Annotated in this window: 15 protein-coding genes; 7 read left to right on the top strand and 8 right to left on the bottom strand. The window is 60.5% G+C overall.

The genetic code is table 11. The features are described from left to right. Positions 1 to 43 precede the first annotated feature (43 nt). Together CJ255_RS07145 and CJ255_RS07135 are read right to left on the bottom strand one after the other, a co-directional pair. A complete protein-coding gene (locus CJ255_RS07145) occupies positions 44 to 409 on the bottom strand; it encodes a four helix bundle protein (protein ID WP_217352420.1) in 366 nt (121 codons plus the stop codon). A gap of 168 nt (positions 410 to 577) precedes the next feature. After that, positions 578 to 4,072: a helicase-related protein gene (locus CJ255_RS07135; RefSeq protein ID WP_097643400.1), complete on the bottom strand. Its 3,495-nt coding sequence runs from the start codon at positions 4,070 to 4,072 to the stop codon at positions 578 to 580. Between the two features lie 319 nt (positions 4,073 to 4,391). Here CJ255_RS07135 and CJ255_RS07130 point away from each other — a divergent pair, with 319 nt between their 5' ends. After that, on the top strand, positions 4,392 to 4,673 hold the full coding sequence (locus CJ255_RS07130) for a type II toxin-antitoxin system prevent-host-death family antitoxin (RefSeq protein WP_097643399.1): 282 nt from the start codon (positions 4,392 to 4,394) through the stop codon (positions 4,671 to 4,673). Between the two features lie 998 nt (positions 4,674 to 5,671). Here CJ255_RS07130 and CJ255_RS07125 read toward each other — a convergent pair. The 3 genes from CJ255_RS07125 to CJ255_RS07120 form a co-directional block, all read right to left on the bottom strand. Next, entirely contained in the window at positions 5,672 to 6,703 is a 1,032-nt protein-coding gene (locus CJ255_RS07125; RefSeq protein ID WP_097643398.1) for an IS110 family RNA-guided transposase, read from the bottom strand. A 566-nt stretch (positions 6,704 to 7,269) separates the two neighbouring features. Further along, positions 7,270 to 7,440 carry a hypothetical protein gene (locus tag CJ255_RS23420; RefSeq protein ID WP_165774601.1) on the bottom strand — a complete coding sequence of 57 codons (171 nt, stop codon included), beginning with the start codon at positions 7,438 to 7,440 and terminating at the stop codon, positions 7,270 to 7,272. A gap of 278 nt (positions 7,441 to 7,718) precedes the next feature. After that, complete coding sequence (locus tag CJ255_RS07120) at positions 7,719 to 7,925, bottom strand: hypothetical protein (protein ID WP_097643397.1); 207 nt, start codon at positions 7,923 to 7,925, stop codon at positions 7,719 to 7,721. An 821-nt stretch (positions 7,926 to 8,746) separates the two neighbouring features. Between CJ255_RS07120 and CJ255_RS07115 the strand changes: the two genes are divergently transcribed. The 5 genes from CJ255_RS07115 to avd all read left to right on the top strand — a co-directional run bounded on the left by CJ255_RS07115 (position 8,747) and on the right by avd (position 17,196). Continuing rightward, the gene (locus CJ255_RS07115; protein WP_097643396.1) at positions 8,747 to 11,812 is read left to right on the top strand and encodes an NACHT domain-containing protein; all 3,066 of its coding nucleotides are present in this window, start codon (positions 8,747 to 8,749) and stop codon (positions 11,810 to 11,812) included. A 228-nt stretch (positions 11,813 to 12,040) separates the two neighbouring features. Beyond that, a complete protein-coding gene (locus CJ255_RS07110; RefSeq protein WP_097643395.1) occupies positions 12,041 to 12,421 on the top strand; it encodes an endonuclease domain-containing protein in 381 nt (126 codons plus the stop codon). A 306-nt stretch (positions 12,422 to 12,727) separates the two neighbouring features. Continuing rightward, positions 12,728 to 15,649: an NACHT domain-containing protein gene (locus CJ255_RS07105; protein WP_097643394.1), complete on the top strand. Its 2,922-nt coding sequence runs from the start codon at positions 12,728 to 12,730 to the stop codon at positions 15,647 to 15,649. 117 nt (positions 15,650 to 15,766) lie between these two features. Next, positions 15,767 to 16,843 carry a reverse transcriptase/maturase family protein gene (locus CJ255_RS07100; RefSeq protein WP_097643393.1) on the top strand — a complete coding sequence of 359 codons (1,077 nt, stop codon included), beginning with the start codon at positions 15,767 to 15,769 and terminating at the stop codon, positions 16,841 to 16,843. Beyond that, complete coding sequence (avd, locus tag CJ255_RS07095) at positions 16,840 to 17,196, top strand: diversity-generating retroelement protein Avd (protein WP_097643392.1); 357 nt, start codon at positions 16,840 to 16,842, stop codon at positions 17,194 to 17,196. The genes CJ255_RS07100 and avd overlap by 4 nt, the downstream gene beginning before the upstream one ends. A 396-nt stretch (positions 17,197 to 17,592) precedes the next feature. Here avd and CJ255_RS07090 read toward each other — a convergent pair whose 3' ends face one another. Both CJ255_RS07090 and CJ255_RS07085 read right to left on the bottom strand, forming a co-directional pair. Beyond that, complete coding sequence (locus CJ255_RS07090) at positions 17,593 to 18,030, bottom strand: type II toxin-antitoxin system VapC family toxin (RefSeq protein WP_097643391.1); 438 nt, start codon at positions 18,028 to 18,030, stop codon at positions 17,593 to 17,595. Then, positions 18,017 to 18,313 (bottom strand): hypothetical protein, encoded by a 297-nt coding sequence (locus CJ255_RS07085; RefSeq protein WP_097643390.1) that lies wholly within the window; start codon positions 18,311 to 18,313, stop codon positions 18,017 to 18,019. The genes CJ255_RS07090 and CJ255_RS07085 overlap by 14 nt, the downstream gene beginning before the upstream one ends. A 179-nt stretch (positions 18,314 to 18,492) precedes the next feature. On the opposite strand from CJ255_RS07085, the gene CJ255_RS07080 reads away from it, so the two are divergent. Beyond that, the gene (locus CJ255_RS07080; protein WP_097643389.1) at positions 18,493 to 19,935 is read left to right on the top strand and encodes a caspase family protein; all 1,443 of its coding nucleotides are present in this window, start codon (positions 18,493 to 18,495) and stop codon (positions 19,933 to 19,935) included. 170 nt (positions 19,936 to 20,105) lie between these two features. On the opposite strand, the gene CJ255_RS22545 is transcribed toward CJ255_RS07080, so the two are convergent. Next, a complete protein-coding gene (locus tag CJ255_RS22545) occupies positions 20,106 to 20,309 on the bottom strand; it encodes a hypothetical protein (RefSeq protein ID WP_124681843.1) in 204 nt (67 codons plus the stop codon). Positions 20,310 to 20,433: the final 124 nt, after the last annotated feature.

Genomic DNA, 20,433 nt, shown 5'->3' with positions numbered 1-20,433 from the left:
GATGAAGGAGGAAGGATGAAACCGAACGTTCATCCCTCATCTCTCACCCCTCATTCCGCCTCCTTCCTCGTATGCGTTTTGCAATAGTTGTAAAGATAGCAATCAGTTGATCTGTTTCATCGGCCAGATCCCCTAACCGTATTGCGGAAACGATCCCAGCCTCGCCCAATAGTTCTAGCCAGTAGGCCGTCTCATCCAACTCTTTCAAGCAATCGCCAATCTTTGCCACAAACTCAGCATCGGAACGAGCCCGATACGCTTCTCGATAATTTGCGCCAATGGCAGTACCCGAGCGCAATATCTGCTTGCCAAGCACCTGTGCCTCAGTCGTCTTTGGCAATACCCCATACATCCGAATAATCCGCAAGGCAAAATTCTTTGTCCGCTGCCGCAAATCATCGTGTTTCAACGCCCCTTCCTCCCTCATCCTTCATCCCTCATCCCTCATCCCTCATCCCTCATCCCTCATCCCTCATCCCTCATCCCTCATCCCTCATCCCTCATCCCTCATCCCTCATCCCTCATCCCTCATCCCTCATCCCTCATCCTTCATCCCTCATCCCTCATCCCTCATCCCTCATCCTTCCTCCCTCATCCCTCCAAACATCCCAAGTGAGCAGATGATCTGCGGATCGCGGCTCGGAGCTTCATCCTGCACCAGACAGAGGCGATCTTCATCGCGCAACGCCAGCACAAGTTGTACCAGATTCTCATCGCTAATGCCGCTCTTGAGTTGACGATTGAGCATATCAACCGCTACGCTGCGTAGAGGGTAGCGATAGATCTCTTCAATTGCCCGATGCAACTCTTGGAGATCGAAAATGGTGCCGCGCACATGCTCTGCATAACGTTTCAGCCGCTCATAGGTACGGAAACGTGCACCGCTTGGCCGCCCCAGTCCGCCCCCCACCGAGCGATCTTCGGCAGCAAGCTGCTCAACCGCCCGCTGAACCAACGTGTGGTGCTGAGGATGGCGCGCACGGGCAGGAGTATCTGGCGCACACTCGGCGGCTTTCAGAATCGCCAGTTGCGACTCGGTCACACTGCGACCTTCTTGGTCAACCCAGGCCAGAGCATCATTCCCATCGGCGGTGTGGGTGTAGACGAGAACGCCATCGGGGAGGGAGGAAGGATGAGGGAGGAAGGATGAGGGATGAGGGATGAAGGATGATCGCGTGCCATCAGCACGTGCTTCGCTCGTTTCATCCTTCATCCTTCTTCCCTCTTCGTTTGTCTTGGTTGCGTAGACGACATGCGGCATATCGGGAATGATCTGCTGCAACCGAGGGTCAGCGGTAATCGCATTCTTCCAAATCTGGTAGGCGTACGAGGCGAGGTCAATCTCGCTGTCGGCATCGCCGTCGAGCACACCAGATTTTTCGGTAAACAGATCCTGAATCACCTGGTCATTCTGGTCATCATCGAAGAAGGTCTCATCAGCGCCAATCACTTCGGCATTCTCACGCAGGCGGCGGCGCACTCGCGCACGCAACTGAATGATGCGTTCGACCCCATCGGCGGGGAGGAAGGTATAGCAAAGGATTTCGTCGGCACGCTGACCGATGCGATCGATCCGTCCGGCGCGCTGGATCAGTCTGATAATCGCCCAAGGGAGATCATAGTTGACCACAATATGGGCATCTTGGAGGTTCTGGCCTTCACTGAGTACGTCAGTGGCAATGAGCACACGCAAATCGTCGGCGGGCGCTATAAGCTCACGCTTCCCATTGCTCTCTGGGCTGAAGCGCCATGCCAAACTCGTTGGATCCTGGGCAGCCCCCGTAACACCAGCGGCTGGCCCCACCGCATGACTTTGAAGTTGCTTGGCGAGGTAGTGTACCGTATCGGCGAACTGAGTGAAGATCAACACCTTTTCGTGGGGATGCGTTCTACTCAGCAACGCGATGAGCGCACTCAGCTTAGTGTCTTTGGGGGCATCCCAGGCACCGCAACGTTGGAGTACGTGGATCAAGGCTTGGGCATCAGTACGCAGATCCTTCGCCAACGCCTTAACAAACAACTCAGGGCGTAGCCACTTGAAACGGCGGCAATATGATCCGGCATAGGCTGCATAGATCGTTGCGGCCCATCGGCGGAAATCTGCCTCGGCGCGCAGCGGCGCGTCCTCACGCTCTACCGCTTGAGCATCGTCATCGCCATGCTCGCCGTCGAAGAAGCTGTCGGTCACCGCCGGATCATCAGCGTCCTCATCAAAGACTCGGCTATCGAGCAAGCCCGCATCCTGGGTTCCGATCGGCACCGGCAAGCCATGTTCCAGCGCATGAATAAAGATGAAGTTGCGCAGCACATGGCGCTCAATCGATTGCAGGAAGGCCTGCCCACTGCTCTCGAGGCGCTTGAAGAGGTTCGTGCGGCAGAAGCCCATCAGCCGCTGACCGGCCCGCGAAAGATTATTCAGCACATGGCGCTCGTCCGTCGTCGCGAGTCGCTCGGCGTTACGCGCCACATAACCAGCCAACCCATAGCGCGGCAACGCGAGTTGCGCGATGGTTGTGACCACTGCGGGGGCAAAGAGTTGGGCATATTGATCGTCGGGATTCGTCTCGTCAATCGTGAAGGTCAGGGTGCGTGGCCGTCGGGTCGGGAAGTAGGAGCGACTCCCATCCTCGAAGGTCAGGTAGCGTCGCCCCGTTTCCGTTTCGACCTGTGCATAATTGTCCTGGATAAAACTCCGGGTACGGCGCACCATAAACAGACGCATCAGATCGCGCCAATCGTCGGCATACTCGCTCTGCTCAAATGCGGCCAGCGAGCGCTTCGGGCACTGATAGCGCCGGTCGAATTCCGCATCGCCGAGATCGCGTAGCAACCGCTCTGGCCGCACCCCAAGGTCATGATCCTCCTCAATAAACAGCGCAAGCTGGCTTGAAAGATCAAGGTACGTCTTGTTATACGGGGTTGCCGAGAGGAGAATGCAGCGGCTCTCGTTGGCGCGGATATACTCCTGAATGGCCCGATAGCGTTTGCCCTCACGATTACGCAGGTTGTGGCTCTCATCAACAATCACGAGGCGATAGCGGCGCATACTGGGCAGGTCACGGGTAACACGGCTGATTGAGACGACGCGCGCACGCATACGATACTGGTCGCGGTAGTCCTCCCACATCTTCACCAAGTTCTTCGGGCAGATGATCAGGGTTTCAAGCAGCAGATCATCCTCGAAGATCCGCGCCAGCGCGGTTGCCATCAAGGTCTTGCCCAGACCAACCACATCGCCAATTAAGACACCACCCCGGCGATTGAGATGATGGGCGGCAATCTTCACTGCGGCTGACTGGAAATCGAAGAGCCGGCTGCGAAAGTCGCGTGGAATCTGGAACGACGTTAGCCCAGCGCGAGCCTCTTGCGAGAGGTGGTAGGCCATCTTGACGTAGATCTGATAGGGGGGGATAAGCGCTTCGCGGGCCCAACTCTCCTCAATAATCGCCGCCAGATCATTGGAGATATCGACACACCAGCGATCATTCCAGCGATCCTCGAACCAGCGCGCAAGCTTCTGGCATGCATCGTGATCGAGCACATCAACATTAAGCTCACCCTGCTTCGCCAGACCAGCGAAGGTCAGATTGCTGCTGCCAAGGTAGCCAACGATAGGATTAATCGGGTCAGGCCGAAAGAGCAGATAGAGCTTGGCATGCAACTGATGGCGCAGGAAGAGCTTCACGACCACCTGCTTGGCGCGGATCTGGGCGGCGAGGCGACGCAGCCCGCGCTCATCATCATCACTGGGCACGCCGACCGTCAACTGCGCCCGAAACTCTTCGGCAAGGCGGCGCTTGAGCCGCAGGACGGTCTGATTATCGATACCCGCTTCACGATCGGAGACGCGCAGCGCCGCACGAAGATCATCCTCTGGCAGCCGCTGCATGCCCACCAGAAGGCGGCAGCAACGACCAGGGCCACCCATCCACGCATCAATTGATTGATCAAGCTGCTTCCAGCCACGCAGGTTGAAATAGCCAACACAGAAATCGGCCCGATCCGACACACCCAGAGTCTGGATGAGGGCGGGAAGCAGGGACTGCTCAATATTATCAAATATCCGCGGCATTAGCAGGTATCATGTAAGTAGGTTTGTCTCTTGTTACCCCGCAAGTATAGCATACTCATGGCATGAAAGAAAAAAAAGCGTAGTCAAAACCTGATCATTGTTTGCTCACGCACAGGGAGATGGAAATCGGCATCTTGGCACGTGGCGGCCCACAGCCACCAGCCGTCGCGGCCCACATGCAATCCCTGATGCAGCAGGGCGTGTTGGAGCAGGTTACTACGGAGATAGAAGGAAAGAAAACGTCACAGTAGACTTGCAACTTGCCCTATGTATGGGTATACTTCTCGATCAAGGTTTACCCTCTACTCAGGAGCATCCAATGTCGAACCAGACCTCGTCCAACGATCCATTTGCCGTTGACCTTCTTCATGGAGTGATTCCCATCTCGCGCACCGCATCGGCCTTGGCTGCGCTGATTAAGCATAGTCGCGCAAAAGGTCACCCGATCATCATTACACAAAAGGGAACGCCTTCTGGAGTGCTTCTCGCCCTTGAAGTCTTTGAAGAGTTGCGTCAGCGCGTTGATCCCACGCGGCACCCGCAGGTGAGTGACGAGGAAGAGGTGGTGGGTGACGAGGCGCAAGTGGCGCGTGACGAGTGACGAGGGCGTGGTCGTTGGCTTCGACAAGCTCAGCCAACGACCACGCCCGCATGTGTTGGCTGCGACAGGCTCAGGCTTCGACAGGCTCAGCCAACGACCACGCCCGCATACGTTGGCTGCGACAGGCTCAGGCTGCGACAGGCTCAGGCTGCGACAAGCTCAGGCTTCGACAAGCTCAGGCTTCGACAGGCTCAGGCTTCGACAGGCTCAGGCTTCGACAGGCTCAGGCTTCGACAAGCTCAGGCTTCGACAGGCTCAGGCTTCGACAGGCTCAGGCTTCGACAGGCTCAGCCAACGACTACGCTGGCTGAGCCTGTCGCAGCCAGTTATACCAATTGCGATTGAATTGTCCGCATTATCGTCATGCTGAGCGCAGCGAAGCATCTCTTTGAGTTACGAAGAGAGACCCTTCGCTGCGCTCAGGGTGACAATGCGATAGGCTCGATAGTAAATGGTATTACATGCCGACGAGAATCATAACGCCCCTGGCCATTGGTGGCCAGGGGCGTTGTGTTGGACATGCAGGGGGCATCTGGTCTAGGCCCACACGAAGAAGGAGTTGCCAAGCATGCCATAGTGAAAGAGGCCCGGCATGCGGGTGATGGCGTGGGTTCCTTTCCCGCAAACGTTTAAGAGTGGGCAGAAAACTCGTGCATCCCCGCACTAGGGGATGCGGATTTTATTGATTGCCCTGCCGCTGTCACCCTGAGTACGAAATGGCCCACGGGCCAGTGGCTGGTGAGAAACAAGGATTCTGTCACCCTGAGCGCAGCGAAGATACGGTATTGATTGTCAAGCCCCAATTTCAGCCTACCGACACATCTGGTGCAATGCGTTTGGTGGGACGCCTTCGGCGGACCGGATGCGACCTGACCACACCCAGTCCGAGGCGCGGGATACCTGCGGGCACACCCATGCTGCCGTGCCACGAGGGTGTGGACAGCTCGCATCCGGTGCTGGATTCCGAACCGTCGGCTCCGATGCCTCCCTTCGCCCTGTTACGACGCTCGTGCGGTCTGAGTCACGTGCTGGGCCGGATCAAACCGTTGCTTCTTCGTTACCACGGCCCACGCGATACGGATCAGCTTGCGGGCAACCGCACAGCGGGCCACTTTCTTGGGTTTCCCTTCCGCCCGCAATCGGGTATACATCTCCGCCAGGATCGGATTATGCTGCGCTCCACTCAAGGTCGCCAGATACAACGCCGTCCGCAAGCGTCGATTCCCGCCATGCCCAATCGTCGCTCGTCTCTGCACGCTGGTGCCCGAGCGATAGGCGTTCGGGGTCAAGCCAGCGTAGGATGCGGCGGCGTCCGCGCTCGGGCAGAGCGTGAAGTTCAACGTCAGCACCATCATCCAGGCCGCCGTCAGCACGCCCACCCCAGGAATGCTCTGCAAGCGATCTGCTGCCGCCGCCCACTGCGCATCCTGCTCCAGAATCGGGGCAATCTCCTCTTCCAAGGTCTTCACCTCCTTGGTGAGCGTCGCAATCAGCGTCTCCAGGCGCGTGCGCACACTGGCGACCACAACCGGCATGTGATCCAAGGCATGCAACTGGTTAACCAGTTGTTGGCACACAAGCATGAGGTCATCCCGTTGGGCCAAGCGCTGGATCAGGTCGTGGTACACCGCTGGCGGAGGATTCCAACGTGCGGGCTGGAGGGTTTCGGCCAGGCGTCGCAAGATGTCCGCGTCCACCGGGTCGGTTTTGATCCGCTTGAGCAAGGCTTTGGCAAACGCGTGGGCTTGGGCAGGATTAATCACGGCAACGGCGTACCCCGTTTCATGCAGGGTCACGGCGAGCCGCATCCAGTAGGTTCCCGTTGCTTCCATTACCACCAGGGTTTCAGCCGGTACGACATGGTCGGTCGCCAATTTCGCCAGAAACAACTTCATCCCGGACGGGGTCTGATCGAAGGTCATGGAGTGGGAGATGGTGCCATCCGGCCCCTTCCAGACGGCCGTGGCCGTCTCTGCGGCAATATCCACCCCCACAAAAGACGTGTACGCCACTGGTGCAGTCGTTGTCATACGTACCCTCCCTCGCTCAATTCCATGGGAAAGTCATCCCGCCATACGGACAGACACGGATTTTCCTCGTGATACGCGGTCAATGCCGCTCGATACGGTGCAATCTTGGGTCTGTCCAAGGGTGGTGGGGGGGGAATCTTCGCTGCGTGGTCTTTGCCACAAGGGTCTCTGGTACCTCACCACCACCGAGGACGGTAATGTACAGTATACGAGGGTCTCTCGTCAGTCGAAAAGAGATGCTTCGCTGCGCTCAGCATGACGGAGGCGTTTGTTTCTCAGGAGCGCAGCGAAGGGTCTCTCGTGGTGACCAAAAGAGATGCTTCGCTGCGCTCAGCATGACAGGCTGCAGGGATGCTTAAAAGCTTCCGCTTCCCTAAAACCGCAGCGCAATACCAAGAATCTCGACATCTTCGCCCCCTCTCCCACAACGTGGGAGAGGGGGTAGGGGGGTGAGGGCCATCTGGGGCATCTACAGAACCTAGACGGGGTATAGGGGATAGCGCGTGGTGAATGACATCAAAGCGCATTGCAATGAGACAAACCCTGCTCGCCATTCGCCACTCACATCACGCGGCACCAAAGAGAATCAACAGGGGTTGCATCTCCGCCCAGAGGCGGGCGATGAGATCCCCAACAAGGCTGGCAACCATAAGCAACGTCATGACGACAAGCAAGCAGACGCTACTGCCGGCGAGGCTCGTCATGGTGTGGTTCTGGGTGTGGAGGGGGCGGCGCATATGATTGGCTCCTTAAACAACCATGCACCACCCGCTCGCGGGCAGCGCATGGTGCCCGTGTTTAGGGTTCAGGGGTCAGGGTTCAGGGTTCAGGGTTCGACTACGACGTTACCTGCATGGATACATGCAGCTCGGATAGTTCGTGGTGAGCTTGGAGAGCAGGGTGATCACGCCATCTATCGACGCGACCATTGTGTTAACCAATGCAGGTGACACAGCACCAACGAGGATGGCTGCAACCATGAGGGCTACGATGATGATTGTGGAAAGGCATCCATTCATGACTGCTGCTCCTGCTTCATTGCATCGCGCAGCCATTGCGGGATGTTGATCACCGCGTTGGCGAGGGTTTGCTTGCGGCTATCCCATGGACAGCCGCCGTCAGATTCTCCGTTGAGATCCTGGCCATCGTAGTCCTCGACGTCGGTCGGTTCAGCGTGCTGATGATTGGCCGTATTGGCCTTGAGCAACGGGAAGAGGCCCACGACGGCCCCTCTCTAGCCCCCTACAGGGGCACTGACGCAGCCACCCTCCCCGGTGGCTGCAACGAGTGTTGTTGCAACCCCAGGCGGGGGCGACGCGCCGAGGGGAGTCGGCGGCGATTGTAGTATCCGCAGATTACGCAGATTTCGCAGATGAGGAAGCAATAATCTGCGTAATCTGCGGACGATCAGGAGGACTTTGCAACCGCCATGGTTGGCGAGGGCGAAGCCTTCCCGTCAGGACAAAACCGTAGAACGGTAGCGTGTGCATCTAAAAACTCAAGCAGGGCAATGGCAGCCCGCGAGTAGGATCGTGGCGTAGACGCCAGATAACACCAGATTATGCACGTCCAGCCCGTGGTCATGGGAGCGTGACGCGAAGCGGGGCGACGTAGTGTTTGGCTGCCAACGAGGAGACGAAGGGGTGAGGGGAGCGTGGGCCGCAGGATGCGCGGGGCACGCGGGCCGCACTGGTTCGCCCGGTCGTCGGTTGCTCAAGCCCAGACGCGCCACCAAGGAGCGTCGCTCACCGTGGGAACGGGGCGCAAGGATTGTAGCACAGAAAGGCCAAGGGTGTGCTATCGAGAAGGGGAGGGGTTAGGGCTACGTCAAAGTCGTTGGGGCTGCGCCCCAAACCCCATTTTTTTGCTCCGTGTTGGCGGCGAAGCCGCCAACACGGAGCAAAAAGAGATCTTTTGGGGGAGGCGAAGCCTCCCCCAAGCCCCCACCGGGAGCTTAACTTAATGCCTTTCGTCTATAATAGCTTGAAAGGTAGCGGCTATTGCTTTGTTGTGCGCGTAGGTGCGCCGCGAGAATGATGATCAATGGGTAGTGCTATGGTTGACGATCTGGTAAGCAAAGTGAAGAGCATGCAGAATCTGCGCCCGTATGTTGGCGAGGATGGGTATGCCCAGGGGTTGGCTCGTTTGCGTGAGCAGTTTGGCGCTGAGGCAGTAGATGCGTTGCTCGCTGTGCCGCCTACGCCACCACGCTCCGACGGGATTGCGATCACTATCTCAACTGAGCAGGGCACGATCAAGGATGCGCCGGTGAATGTGGTTGGCCACGCCGCGCAGGTTACCTTTGCGCCGCCCGCTGACCCGGCTGTGGCGCGGGGGGAGGCGGCGCTTGATGCCTATTTGCGGCGGACGCTGGCGGAGTGTAATGCGCTGCCGCTTGGGCAGATTGATCGTACTGATGCGGATCATGTGCGCCCGCTTCAGTTGGCGCAGCTCTATATTCGTCTGCATACGACGCGCCGTGTGCCGTTGAGCGATGCGGAGCTTGCGGCGCTGTCAGCGGAGGATCGCGAGCGGATGCGCGTTACGGATCGCGGCGGTGACGAGCGCCCGACGCGACCGTTGGCTGCGGTTGAGGCGTTGGGGCGCTCTGCGGCGGCCTTGGATGGCGCTGCGCCGATGCGCTTGATGCTGCTGGGTACGCCGGGCAGTGGCAAGAGTACGCTGGTGAGCCATCTGGCGCTCTGTTTGGCCGGGGCGGTGTTGGCTGAGCGCCGTGTGGTTACGCCCGCGCCCCAAGGTGGTTGGCTGGCCTGTCTGCCCGGCTGGCCCTACGGCTGCCTGATTCCTGTGCGTATGACGTTGCGCGATCTCGCTGCCTTTGCGCCGCTGGCGAGCGCTCCACGGGGGACGTTGCGTCTGTTTGAGCAGTTTCTCGCGGCGGTGCTGGAGGATGCGAGCTGTGCGGCGGCTTGTGAGCCGCTGATGCTGGCGCTGCGCGAGGGGCGTGCGCTGCTGCTGCTCGATGGCCTCGATGAGGTGGTGGGCCAGACGGTGTTGCCCCGTGTGGTTGAGACGATCATGGATGCAGCCAAAACCTTCCCCGGCCCGATCTTGGTTACTTGCCGCGTGCTTGATTATCAGGAGGAGCGGCTGCGCCAGGTGTCAGGTTTTCCGAGTGAGACGCTGGCTGAGTTGAATCAGGAGCAGATTCAACAGTTCATTGAGGATTGGTATGCGGAACTCGCCGCCAGTGGGCGGCGTCCTGCTGCTCAGGCTGCCGCCGATAGCAAGGCGTTGCGTGCGGCGGTTGCCAGCCGCAGTGAGTTGCGTGCGCTGGCCGGAACTCCGCTGCTGCTTACGGTGATGGCGCTGGTGCATGCCTTCCGTGGGAGCCTGCCCGATGCGCGGGCGCTGCTCTATGCCGAATGTGTTGAGTTGCTGCTGCTACGCTGGCGGCAGCCGCGTGGCGAGAGTGACCTGATTGAGCGGCTGGGGCTGCCTCAGTTTCGCAATAGCGATCTGCTGGCACTGATGGCGCGCTTGGGTTATGCGGCCCACGAGCGGGCCGCACGCGATGCGACACAGACGGGCCCTGCCGATCTGGACGAGACGACGGTGATGGCGTTGCTGGCCGAGAGCTTCGCGCCCTACGATGAACCCCGCCGCTACCAGTTGGCGGAGTTGGTGCTTGGTGCGCTCACGCGGGGCAACGGGTTGCTGCTTAAGCGGGGGCCGCAAGTCTACACCTTTGCCCACCGCACCTTCCAGGAGTTCCTCGCGGGTTACCACCTGAAGGGCCAGCGCGACTTTCGCAAACTCTGTCTTGAACGGGCGGTTCAGCCCCATTGGCACGAGGTGCTGACGCTCATGGTTGGTTACCTGGTGCTGCAAGATCGCGATCTGGACAAGCCCTTGAGTCTGGTCGAGAAGCTGATCGGCGGCAGCCCGCTGGAGCAGACCCTCGCCGGTGAACTGCTCGTGCTGATCGGGCGCGAGCGGGCTGATGCCTACGACGCGACGCTGCTGCAACTCCCTGATGGCCTCTGGCCGCGCACACGCAGCATGCTATTGCGCCTCTTGAGCCAGGGGCAGCCGCCCGCCGCGCCCGCGCCCCTGCGCCACCGCGCTGGCCTAGCTCTGGGCCTGCTCTGCTACGGCCCACTAGCAAGCCTCGATCGTCCAGCCCTGCAGATCCCCATGCCCGACCCACGCCTGCCCTTTGCCGTGCTGGGCCTCAAGGCGCAGCACGCCCACGGCTGGCGGCAGGCACTTGAACACTACTGGTGCCCGATTGAAGCGGGGCCATTCTGGTCGGGGGATGAGCGGCCACCGCAGCGTGATCCGCGCAATCCATTGGCGAAGGCCACGGACATGGTGCGGCGTACCCTTGGCGGCCAAGCGCGCGATGAGCATCGCGAACCGCTGCGCCGTGTCACCTTGCGCCACCACTACAAGATCGCCCGCTACCCGGTGACCAACGCTGAGTTTGCGCGCTTTGTTGCTGCCGGGGGCTACCAGCAGCAGCAGTGGTGGACGAAGCATGGTTGGGCGTGGTTGCAAAGTGAGCAGCAGGGCAAAAACCCCGCCCTTGGCAATGAATATCGCCCGCGTGTTTGGGACGAGTTGCGCTGGAATAACCCCATCCAGCCGGTGGTAGGCGTCAATTGGTACGAGGCGAGCGCCTACTGCCGTTGGCTCAGCGCGCAGGGCCATAGCCAGGGCTGGCTTGCAGCGGAGCAGATCATCCGCCTGCCCACCTGGCTGGAGTGGGAGCGTGCCGCCCGCCATACCGACCAGCGCCGCCACCCGTGGGGCGACGCGCCGCCCGACGGCGAGCGCGCCAACTACGCGGCTAGCGAACTGGGTCTACCTGCGCCTACCGGCTGTTTCCCGCGTGGTGTGGCACCCTGCGGAGCGCATGATCTGCTTGGCAACGTGATGGAGTGGACGGCAACAGCCGCTGAACATCCACGGGTAGTAAAACCAGAAGCAGACTTTCCGATGAGATCGGGAGTGATTGTGTCGTACACTGATTTTAGAGATAAAGAAGCTCATTTGTGCTGCGGCGCCCGCATCAGGGTCTACCCGTTCAACTGGGACTTCGACTGGGGATTTCGGGTCGTTCAGTCCCTCGCGCTCATTGGATAGGGCTTCTGGATGCGACGGGTGGCCCTCACCCCCTACCCCTCTCCCACGTTGTGGGAGAGGGGCGAAGAGATCGAGATTCTTGGTATTGCGAAGAGATTCTTAGAGTCTGTCTGAAAAGTCTATGAACTGGCGTTGGAGTGCCGGCTTCAGCCGGCTAAAGCCGGCACTCCAACGCGTGCCCACTAGCTTTTCAGACAGCTTCTTAAAGGCTTCATACCCTACAAGCGTATGTCAAAGATACCACGCCGCCAATGGCGCACATCGGCACCAAAACAGATGCGCGCACGCCAGTTGCGCCATGACCAGACGGAGAGCGAGGCGCTGTTGTGGGAACAGCTTCGTGGACGCCGTTTGGATGGTTGGAAGTTTCGCCGTCAGCATCCGGTTGATCGTTTCATCGTTGATTTTTATTGTGCTGAACAGCGATTAGTGATCGAAGTTGATGGATCAATTCACACTCAAGCGGAACAGGCTGCCTATGACGTAGAGCGTTCTCTGCTGCTTCAAGCGGCGGGGTATCGTCTACTCCGCTTCAGCAACGAACAGGTCTGCCATGAGATGCCAATGGTACTCCATACAATCCGCGCTACTCTTGCTACAGGGGAATGAGGGCCATTCCGTCGCTCCCCAAGAATCCCGATACCTCCCCCCCTCTCCCACAACGTGGGATTTAAGGGCGGACAGAAAATATGTTCATTGCCGCAAAAAAGCGCAAAGGAATGCAAAAAAACCGCGTTGCCTTCGCCCCTCTCCCACAACGTGGGAGAGGGGTAGGGGGTGAGGGCCATCCTGGGCATCCCAAAGCCCTATCGGTTGTTACCAACGCAAATGTTCTATCCACCCTTAAACGTTGTGGGAGAGGGGCCATGTATGGTCTGTCCAAGAATTTCGTTACAGAAGATTCTGTGAGGTGCTATGGCTAACGATCTCGCTACCCAGGTGCAAAGCCTACAGAGCCTCCGTGCCACCCTTGGCGAGGCGCTCTATCTCCAAGGGCTGACGCGGCTGCGTGAGCAGTTTGGCGCTGAACGGGTAAACGCATTGCTCGATCACCCGCCCACGCCGCCACGCCCCGACGGGATTGCGGTCACTATCACGACTGAGCGGGGTACGATCAAGGATGCGCCGGTGAACGTGGTTGGTCACGCCGAGCATGTCACCCTTGCCGCCCCTGATCCCGCTGCCGCCCGCCGTGTCAGCGACCTGCTGGCCTATTTGCTGCAGATCCACCACCATTGCAACGCTCTTCCTCTCGATAAGATTGACAAGTTGGATGCAGGCCATAAACGGGCCATGGAGTTGGCGCGGGTCTATATTGCGCTTGATACGACGGCAAGTGTGGCCGAGCCAGCGCAGGCGGAAGCGGCCCGCACCGCTGGTCGGGATGCTGAAGCGCGCCCGCTCAGTGCGGTTGCGGCACTGGCCCGTGCCCCCGCAAGACGCATGATGCTCTTGGGCGTACCCGGCAGCGGCAAGAGTACGTTGGTCAGCTATCTGACCTACTGCCTCGCTGGGGCGGCCTTGGCGGAAGCGCAGCCCGCCCGCTTTGGCGCGGTACACGACTGGCTGGGCATGCTGCCCGATTGGCCCCACGGCATCCTGCTGCCGGTGCCGGTGATCCTGCGCGATCTCGCGGCGCTGCCCGGCTTGGGCGCGTTGCCACGAGGGACGGTGGCGCAGATTATCGATCTGATCGCCACGCGCACCAACGAGCAGGGCTGCCCCCACGCCGCCGAGGTGCTGCTTGCTGCGCTGCGCGAGGGGCGTGCCCTGCTGCTGCTCGACGGCCTTGATGAGGTGGTGGGCGAGACGGTGCTGCCCCGCGTGGTTGAGGCGATCAACGATGCGGCCAAGACCTTCCCCGGCCCGATTCTGGTCACCTGCCGGGTGCTTGACTACCAGGAGGAGACATTGCGCCAGGTGCCGGGTTTTGCACCCTTCACCCTCGCCGATCTGCGCCCTGAGCAGATTGCTCAGTTCATCGCCGCCTGGTATGCGGAGTTGGCCGCCAGCGGACGGCGGAGCATGAGCGATGCGACCGCCGCCACCCGCGAGATGCAGGGGGCCGTGCAGAGCCGCGACGAGTTGCGTGCGCTGGCCCAAACGCCCCTGCTGCTCACCTTGATGGCCCAGGTGCATGCCTTCCGGGGCACGCTGCCCGACGCCCGCGCCCGGCTCTACTTTGAATGTATCGAGTTGCTGCTGCTGCGCTGGCGCCAAGCGCGCGATGAGTCCGACCTGATCAGCCGCTTGGGCCTGAGCCGCTTCCGTGACGGCGACCTGCTGACCCTGATGGCCCGTTTGGGCTACACGGCCCACACCCGCGCCGAGCGCGACGGTGCCAAGGGCGACGCCGCCGATCTGAGCGAAGGCATGGTGCTCGAGGTGCTGAGCGCGACCTTTGCCACCTACGACGAGCGGCGTCGCTCCGAACTGGCCGGCATCGTCCTGCAGGCGCTGGAGCGTGGCAACGGGCTGCTGCTCAAACGGGGGCCAACCACCTACACCTTCGCCCACCGCACCTTCCAAGAGTTCCTCGCGGGCTACCACCTGAAGGGCCAGCGCGACGTGCTGCCGCTCTGCTGCACCCATGCCCGCCAGATCCATTGGCATGAAGCGCTGCTACTCATGGTCGGCTACCAGGTATTGGGCGAACAAGAGCGCGAGAAACCGCTGCAACTGGCCGCGAAGTTGCTCGCCAGCGGCAGCCCGCTAGAGCAGACCCTCGCCGGTGAGGTGTTGACCCTCGTGGGCAAAGAGCGGGCGCAATCCTACGATGCGACGCTCGTTGCCGCCAACGGCCTCTGGCCGCAGACCATCCGCACCCTGCGTGCGCTCCAGAGCCAAGGGTGCGCCCCCGCCGTGCCAGCGGCCATGCGCCACCGCGCCGGGTTAGCCCTGGGGCGGCTCTGCTACGGCGACCTGAAGGATCTGGCTAGCGGCAGCGCACCCCCCAACCCCGACCCGCGCCTGCCGCTCGCCGTCGTTGGCACTCCGCTCACCAACGCAACCAACTGGCGCAAGGCGCTAGAGGCGTACTACTGGTGTCCGATTGCATCAGGGCCATTCTGGTCGGGGGATGATCGTAAGCAAGACAAAAAGCTGGAACCTGCCACCATCCACGCTCCCTACCACATCGCCCGCTACCCGATCACCAACGCCGACTACGCCCGCTTCCTCGCCGCCAACGGGCCTGACGGCTACGATCCGGATCAACCTTGGTGGACAGCAGAGGGGCGCACGTATCTCTTGCCGGGAGGGCCGCGCTACGGATCTGATGAACCAAAACAGATCCGCCACCCCCGCTTCTGGTCGGTCGTGCGTTATAATAACCCCATGCAACCAGTGGTGGGCGTAAGTTGGTACGAAGCCGCCGCCTACTGCCGCTGGCTGACGCTGGTTGGCCATGAGCAGGGCTGGCTCGCAGCCGATCAGATCATCCGCCTGCCTACCTGGTACGAATGGGAGCGCGCCGCCCGCCATACTGACCAGCGGCGCTACCCGTGGGGCGACACACCGCCTGACGGCGAGCGGGCCAACTATCAAGCGACCCAACTCAACGCCCCCGCACCAATCGGCTGCTTCCCCTTGGGTGCAGCGGCGAGCCAAGCCCAAGACATGGTGGGCAACATATTTGAATGGACAGCCAGCCCGTGGGAGCAGTGGGGGAAGGGCGAGAAAGACTTTACACCTTCGCAACGAGTAACGCTCAGTTACACCTATTTCGGGGATAGCACAGATGAGCTATGCTGCGGCGCCCGCGACTGGTTCGACCCGGACCTCTGGTACGACGACGGGGGATTTCGGGTCGTTCAGTCCCTCGCGCTCATTGAATAAGGCTTCTGGATGCTGAATGCTGGCTGCTGGCTGCTCTGTTCCTGAATCCTTGGGGGTCTGGGGGCGCAGCCCCCAGCCGCGCGAAGCGCGGGATCGCGCTGTAAAAAATAAACCCCTATGCCTAAAACCTTTCGCCATCTCTATGATCAGATTCATGATTTCACGCATCTGTTTGAGGCGTACCGCCGGGCGCGACGCGGTAAGCGACGACGTCCGGACGTGGCCGCTTTCGAGTTTCGTTTTGAAGATGAGTTACTCTGCCTCAGCGAAGAGTTGCGTGATGAGACCTACCGCCCTGGGGCGTACCGACGTTTCTATGCCGTCGAGAATGGCAAACGCCGGATCATCAGTGCAGCCCCCTTCCGCGACCGCGTGGTTCACCATGCGCTGTGCGCATTGATCGAGCCAATCTGGGAGGCCCGCTTCATCTACGACAGTTATGCTTCGCGGCCCGCACGCGGCACCCATGCCGCCCTGACGCGCGCCCAACATTTTGCTCGTGGCCATCGCTACGCCTTGCAGCTTGATGTACGCGAGTTCTTTCCCTCAATTGATCACGCCATCTTACGCGATCTCCTAGCGCGACATATTGGTGATCAGCGCATCCTAAACCTCATTGACCAAATTCTCATTGGTGGTGCCAACGAGCTACGCGAGGCGTACACCCCAGTCTTGTTTCCTGGTGACGACCTCTTCGCACTTGCCCGTCCGCGTGGTCTGCCGATCGGCAACCAGACAAGCCAGTTCTGGGCGAATGTGACGCTGCACCCACTGGATCTCTTCATCAAACAGACGCTAGGTTGCCGGGCGTATGTGCGCTACTGCGACGACCTTCTGCTCTTTGCCAACGACAAGCCAACATTGCACCGCTGGCGTGCGCAAGCAATCGCTTTTGCCGCCAATCTGCGCCTCGTGTTCCACGAAGGGCGAGCGCAAGTGGTTCCCGTAGCGACAGGACTGCCATTTCTGGGTTGGCATGTCTTTCCCTTCCGACGACGGCTCAAGCGTCGCAATCTACTCGCCTTTGCGCGTCGCTTTCGACAGTTGTGCGCCTGTTACGCCGCAGGGCGTTGTACGCGGGCCGACATTGATCAACGGCTCCAGGGGTGGCTCGGCCATGCTCGCCAGGGCAACACCCTGGCATTGCGCCGATCCCTTTTCCGCGAGCCTCTTCCCAAGCGAGGTAGCAGATGAGCGCTCCTGCTCGCCAATCACCGATCTTCGTTCGCACCTATGATCTTCTCCAGTGGCTCCTGCCCCACACCAGTGGCTGGCCACGCAAATACCGCTTTACACTCACCCAAGAGCTTATACGAGCAGCCATGCGCTTTCAGGAGCGTATTCTTGAGGCGACCCTTACCGGCGAGACAGCGAAACGTCTTGAGCAGGCCGATGTCGAACTGCAGAAAGTACGGCTCTACCTACGGCTCGGCTATGATCTACAACTCATTGCTCCCAAGCAATACGCCCACGTCTCTGAACTACTTGGTCACGTTGGGCGACTACTGGGCGCGTGGCGCAGCAAAGGCGGCGTCACGCCATCGTAGACAGCCCTCAAGGGCTGTGGGCCGCCCCGTGACCGCCGAAGCGGGCCGGTTGCATGGAGGAACCGGTAAGCTGCGGCGCCCGCAACAGGAACAACCCGAACAACAGGAACAACAACAGGGGATTTCGGGTCGTTCAGTCCATCGCGCCCGCAAGGGTCAGTCAGTAATCCGCCTAGCTCAAGGGCTAGCGGCGCGACCACAATGAGCGCGAGCGCGGGGTCTGGCCTCGTCGGGAAACCGGCGAAAGCGTGAACCCCGGCTTCGGCAAGTCGCGTGTGAACCCACGCAAACGTCGGAGCCGGGGTGTACCATACAATCACAGAAATTCCACAAGGTTCAATTCAGTGCTCATCACCGTCATTGAACACGCACGCATTCCGTTATACACCCCTACCGCTAAGGCGTCGCGTTAAGTTTAGCCAGCGCCTCAGTTGGCGTCAGTGTAGGCACGAGCAGTGCGGCGCGCTCGCGCTGTTCGCGGTCAAGTGAGACCAGCGCACATCGGTAACGCCGTGCCACTGCTACATACATGGCATCGGCACCGCGCAGGGCGCGGTCGGCTGCCAGATATGCCGCTTCTTGCGCCAACTCTGTATCGAGCGCGACAAATGTGACATTCGGCAGTGTGGTCAACAGATCGATAAAGATCCTCGCCCGCAGCGGATCACGAAATTCACGACTGAGCGCACCGGCTACTTCGGCTAAGACAAGCAGCGGCATCGTCACCGGCGTGTTTGTGATGGCCAATTGTTTAAGCAGCGCCCGACAGCTACGATGGTCAGGATCACGAGCATCCGCGTCACGCACGAAGACATTGGCATCAAGGGTGTACATCGTCTAACCCCTGGTCTCCCTGAGTGATCGCTGTGCGCTCACAACGGTCAGTTTCGAGCCGGGCTGCCGGATGCGCCTCCGGATAGGTGGCTCGAAGCTCGTCACTGAATGCGAACAAGCGCGTCCATGCCGCAGGCACGAACGCACTATCCACTGCGTGGGGCGTGGAGGGTTGCACGGTCATGGCGAGGGTTCTCGCCAGCGCCTCAATCAGCCGCGCTTGCTCTTGGGAGGTCAGTTGATGGGCCAATGTGAGTGTTTGCTCGAAGAGTGCCGTTGTCATATTCCATCCTTACCTTTCGCACATGGACGCATGCTGATAATTTTGTTGAGTATAGCATGGTAGTGCGTCCTTTCGCCAGAGCATTGCGCTAGGGAGTTTATCCAGTCTACCCTTGAATCCCGCTCAAACACCTGCTATAGTGCGCTCAGTTGATCATGGCGATGTGAAGGTATTTTCCCATGTCCACCCTCGCCCACCAATTTGTGGCCCGCCTCGCGGATGATCTCGCACGCAACCAAGCGCACGCAGCGCAGATGGTGACGGCTCTTGAGCAGCGCTTCGCCCACGACCGGCTGGCGGCGGCGACGCTGCTGCTTTTTGCGAGCGATCCCGCGAGTGGTGATCTGCAGGGGCGCTTGGTGCAGGTGGTACAGCAGCAGCTCACGGCCACGGAGTTGCAGGCGCTGCTGACGACGTTGCAGGCTGCGACGCCGCTGGTGCGGTCGCGCATTACCGCCGCCGATGATGCGCTGATCCAGGGGAGTGGCCATCGGGTGATTGCGCCGCCTGGGACGGTCGATCTGGCGACGAGTGCCGGTCAGCGGGGGCGGATTCTTGATAGCCCGATCACCATTGTTGGCGCGGGGCTGCCTACGCCCCCTGCGCCGTCGCTGCCACCCGCCGCTCCGCGCACGCCCATTGCCGACCCGACGCTCAGTGCCGATGGCATCCACTTCAGCTTTGGCCATGCGCTCATCATTGGCGTGGGGCAGTATCGCGATCCTGGCATCCCCAATGTTGCCACCACCGCTAATGATGCGCGCGCCTTGGGGAATCTGTTGCGCGACCCGCAGGTGGCGGCCTATCCCGATGCGCAGGTGCGCGTGCTGGTGGATGCCAAAGCGACACGCACCAATATCCTTGATGCGCTGAGTGAGTTGGCGCAGCGTGCGGTTGGTAGCACGGCGTTGATCTTTTTTGCGGGCCACGGTGAAGCGGTGGATGGGAGCTACGCCCTGCTCCCCTCTGATGCCGACGTGCATCGCCTTGCCGCGACGAGCATTGATGCGGCGCTCTTCCACCAACTCGTGGCGGAGGTGCGTAGCCAGGCCAAACGGCTCGTGGTGTTGCTCAATTGCTGCCACGCGGGCGGCGTGGGCGACGGCCTCCTTGCGGTAACAGATGGGCCGCTGAGCGGCAGCGCCCCACCCGCTGAATTCTACCGCCCATTGGCGGTAGGGAGCGGCCAGGTGGTCATCTCCTCTTCGCGTCCCACGCAGAAATCGGGGGCGCGCTCGCAGCAGAATCCGCAGCACACCACCTTCGGAGCCCACCTACTCGCGGCGCTGCGCGGGGGTGTGCCAGGGGATGGGCCAACCGTTGGCGTCTTCGAGCTCTTCGCGGCGCTCTGCGCCAGCGTACCCGCCGATGCACGCCACATCAACTATCAGGGCGCACCGCTGCGGCAAGAACCACTCTTCTACGCCAGCCACCTCGACAACAACCTCGCTGTGGCGCTGCGCCCGGGTTGGCAGGGGGGCACCCTCAGCAACGATACGCTTACTCAGGTGCGCCGCCTCGTCGAATTAGAATTGCAGCTTGAGAGCGCCGCGGATGGTGCGCCCCCCGCGCTACGTGCCGAGCGCGATGGCTTACTGGCGCAGCTTCTGGGCGAAGCGTGAGGCGGGCGCTGCCGCAGAAGAATAGAAGAGAGGAACGCAAAGAATCTCATCCCCTGCCCTAATCTGCCACGGCGTGAAAGATAGGGCAGGGGATGAGAGCTATCTGGGTTCTCTCAATAGCCTATTATGGCTGCGGAAACGTGCGATCAATTCAAGCGCCGCTGGCACCCCTACTCCCACCCCCCAATCGTAGCTGGGCCTTCGTGATCGGCGGGGGGGCCATCGTGGGGGCTGAGGGTCGGCTTGCGCCGCCGGTGGCTCAAGGGGCTGACCGACTCTTGCTCGTGGCCATCCTCGGTGGGCTGCTCCGGTGCTGTGACGAGTGACGAGTGGCAAGTGGCGAGTGACGAGTGGCGAGTGCTACCAAAGCTCATTGATATGCGCTGTGTTCTGATTTTCACTTAGACAAGGTTTTAGGATTACTTTACAGTTTGGTCTCCGACGGAGTGCCGACTTTAGTCGGCTGAGACCGCAGGTTGCCGTTAGATGCCGACTAAA

The organism is Candidatus Viridilinea mediisalina (assembly GCF_002532535.1).
In the GTDB taxonomy this organism is placed as follows: domain Bacteria; phylum Chloroflexota; class Chloroflexia; order Chloroflexales; family Chloroflexaceae; genus Viridilinea; species Viridilinea mediisalina.
This window is presented reverse-complemented; position numbering and strand designations above follow the sequence as displayed.

What these genes read in the sequence shown, in the direction of transcription:
- CJ255_RS07090 (WP_097643391.1), bottom strand. Translation starts at nt 18,030, where the DNA reads ATGTACACCCTTGATGCCAATGTCTTCGTGCGTGACGCGGATGCTCGT.
- CJ255_RS22545 (WP_124681843.1), bottom strand. Translation starts at nt 20,309, where the DNA reads ATGAGCTTTGGTAGCACTCGCCACTCGTCACTCGCCACTTGCCACTCG.
- CJ255_RS07135 (WP_097643400.1), bottom strand. Translation starts at nt 4,072, where the DNA reads ATGCCGCGGATATTTGATAATATTGAGCAGTCCCTGCTTCCCGCCCTC.
- CJ255_RS07130 (WP_097643399.1), top strand. Translation starts at nt 4,392, where the DNA reads ATGTCGAACCAGACCTCGTCCAACGATCCATTTGCCGTTGACCTTCTT.
- CJ255_RS07125 (WP_097643398.1), bottom strand. Translation starts at nt 6,703, where the DNA reads ATGACAACGACTGCACCAGTGGCGTACACGTCTTTTGTGGGGGTGGAT.
- CJ255_RS07110 (WP_097643395.1), top strand. Translation starts at nt 12,041, where the DNA reads ATGTCAAAGATACCACGCCGCCAATGGCGCACATCGGCACCAAAACAG.
- CJ255_RS07115 (WP_097643396.1), top strand. Translation starts at nt 8,747, where the DNA reads ATGGGTAGTGCTATGGTTGACGATCTGGTAAGCAAAGTGAAGAGCATG.
- CJ255_RS07100 (WP_097643393.1), top strand. Translation starts at nt 15,767, where the DNA reads ATGCCTAAAACCTTTCGCCATCTCTATGATCAGATTCATGATTTCACG.
- CJ255_RS07105 (WP_097643394.1), top strand. Translation starts at nt 12,728, where the DNA reads ATGGCTAACGATCTCGCTACCCAGGTGCAAAGCCTACAGAGCCTCCGT.
- avd (WP_097643392.1), top strand. Translation starts at nt 16,840, where the DNA reads ATGAGCGCTCCTGCTCGCCAATCACCGATCTTCGTTCGCACCTATGAT.
- CJ255_RS07085 (WP_097643390.1), bottom strand. Translation starts at nt 18,313, where the DNA reads ATGACAACGGCACTCTTCGAGCAAACACTCACATTGGCCCATCAACTG.
- CJ255_RS23420 (WP_165774601.1), bottom strand. Translation starts at nt 7,440, where the DNA reads ATGCGCCGCCCCCTCCACACCCAGAACCACACCATGACGAGCCTCGCC.
- CJ255_RS07080 (WP_097643389.1), top strand. Translation starts at nt 18,493, where the DNA reads ATGTCCACCCTCGCCCACCAATTTGTGGCCCGCCTCGCGGATGATCTC.